A 2,302-nucleotide genomic window follows, 5' to 3' on the forward strand; every position below is an offset into this window, starting at 1 on the left:
GCTTGTGGATTGCACAACTTCCGTCTCAGCTATCGCTAGCTGGTGACACTTAGGGTGAAAGGAATAGAAACATCCCACTTTTCTCTACAACCTCTTATTTCCGATTAAGTTTATTGAAAGAGAAGTTTTAGGTGAGGGTAATTTCCATTACCCACTACCAAAATGACTGTGCCAGTTAAATGCTTTTCCCTGATGACGTTGACATTACATTGACTCGAACGAAGGCGTTTTCTGAAGATTCTGTCGAATCGGAATCGCTATGATGAATTTCGTACCCTGTCCGGGCGCTGAAATACACTGCATCTGTCCACCATGTTGGTTTACGACGATTTGATAGGTAAGGGACAACCCAACCTTCGTGCTTTTGCCATTCGTTTTCGGCGTAAAGAAGGGGTCAAACAGGTGAGGGCGGACTTCCTCCGCTATACCAGGGCCATTATCTATAATCTGAATCGTCACAAAGCCACGGTCAGTTACTTCGGTACAAATCCGAATGGTACTGCGGGAGAAGTGTATTTCTTCAGGCGATCGCTTATGGTCATACTCCTCCAAAGCATCAATCACACTCGACAGCACATTGATGAATGCCTGGTTCATTTGACCTGCATAACACTCTACAGGAGGCAGCTTGCCATACTCTTTAACAATCTGAATGCCCGGATAGTCAGCCTTGGATTTCAGCCGGTTGTTCAAAATTAGCAGAGTGCTGTCTAGCCCATCGTGAATGTTCACTGGCTTCATCTGAGCCTCATCCACGCGAGAGAAATTCCGCAATGACTGGACAATCTCGCGGATGCGCTCAGCCCCAATCTTCATCGAACCCAGTAGTTTTGGCAGGTCTTCAACCAGAAACTCCAGGTCAATTGCCTGAGCCTCCTCCAAGATAGTTGGCCCCGGATTGGTTAATTCCTTGGTATAAAGATTCAGCAGGTACAGCAGGTCTTGGGTATAGCGCTCTGCGTGAGTAATATTGCCGTAGATAAAGTTGACCGGGTTATTCATTTCATGAGCAACACCGGCGACTAACTGTCCTAAACTAGCCAGTTGTTCGCTTTGGATCAGTTGACCTTGAGTCTGTTGGAGTTGGCGAAAGGCGAGTTCTAGCTGATGCGCTTGTTCTCGATAGCGTGCCTCTGATTGTTGTAATACTGCTTCTGTAGAAATCCGCTCTTGAATCTCTTGTTTCAGCAGAGCATTAGAGTGGGAAAGTTCAAGGGTTCTTTCCTCTACCCGTTCTTCTAGTTCTTCTTTGAGCTGTAAGAGTGCTTTTTCTACCCTTGTACGTTCTTGAATTTCTTGTTCCAAAAGCACATTTTGTTCTTTCAGTTTCTTTGTTAAACTCTGGATACTCAGTTGGACAGTAATGCGAGCTAAAACTTCTTCATGCTGAAGTGGTTTAGTAATATAATCGACGGCTCCCAGGCTTAAACCTCTAACCTTATCTACCGTCTCGGAAAGCGCCGTCATAAAAATTACAGGGATATCTTTCGTTACTTGATTGGCTTTCAGTTGACGGCAAGTTTCAAACCCATCCATCCCCGGCATCAGTACATCTAATAAGATAAGATCCGGCAGGGCATATTCCCCCTTTTGAATCGCACTTTCGCCATCCCGGGCTACCAAAATCTTGAAGCCGGAATCCGCCAAAAAGTCGAACAAAACCCCTAAGTTTATGGGAGTATCATCAACGATTAAGATTATGCCTTTGTGGGGAATTTCTTCGCTCATTTATTTTCTCTATATTGTTTGATAAAATCCAAGATTTGTTTTTCTTCAAAGCCCTTGGCTAATTGACGTAAATGGTTGGTAAAGGGTATCCAGTCCTGATTCATCTGTTCCAGTTGAGCGGCTCGCTTGGCAATCCCTCTAAGGTCGCCCATCATTGCGAAATCGAAGAGTGCCGCGATTTCCTCTACAGGCGGAGGCACCATCGCTTTTGCGGAAGGCTCGCGGAATTCTTCATTTTTAATTTCTTCATAAACCCATGACAGCCCCAAATAACCGCGTAACTTTTCTAAAAGCTCCTGGTTTCGGATGGGTTTAGGCAGGAAATCGTTACAACCGGCTTGAAAGCTCTGTTGTTGATCGCAATCAAAAACGCTGGCTGAAGTCGCAATCACAACGACCTTTAAGTCGGGTGACTTTCTGATTCGACGAGTGGCTTCTAAGCCATTGAGGGCGGGCATCAATAGACCTCTTGCATGAATCAAGAAAATGAGCCAAAAGTAGGTAAGCGTTACTGAATCTGCTCATGCTCTACCAACAGTTGAAAGTCCTCAATCCGAGCGCCTTCAGACGGGCG

The 2,302-nt window shown here is 45.4% G+C and carries 2 protein-coding genes; both read right to left on the reverse strand.

Annotated features, from left to right (window positions below):
* Nucleotides 1-204 precede the first annotated feature (204 nt).
* The gene (locus H6F50_RS07605; protein WP_190428062.1) at nt 205-1,728 is read right to left on the reverse strand and encodes a response regulator; all 1,524 of its coding nucleotides are present in this window, start codon (nt 1,726-1,728) and stop codon (nt 205-207) included.
* The gene (locus H6F50_RS07610; protein WP_242028930.1) at nt 1,725-2,186 is read right to left on the reverse strand and encodes a response regulator; all 462 of its coding nucleotides are present in this window, start codon (nt 2,184-2,186) and stop codon (nt 1,725-1,727) included. The genes H6F50_RS07605 and H6F50_RS07610 overlap by 4 nt, the downstream gene beginning before the upstream one ends.
* Nucleotides 2,187-2,302: the final 116 nt, after the last annotated feature.

Source organism: Coleofasciculus sp. FACHB-712 (genome assembly GCF_014695635.1).
GTDB lineage: Bacteria > Cyanobacteriota > Cyanobacteriia > Cyanobacteriales > FACHB-T130 > FACHB-T130.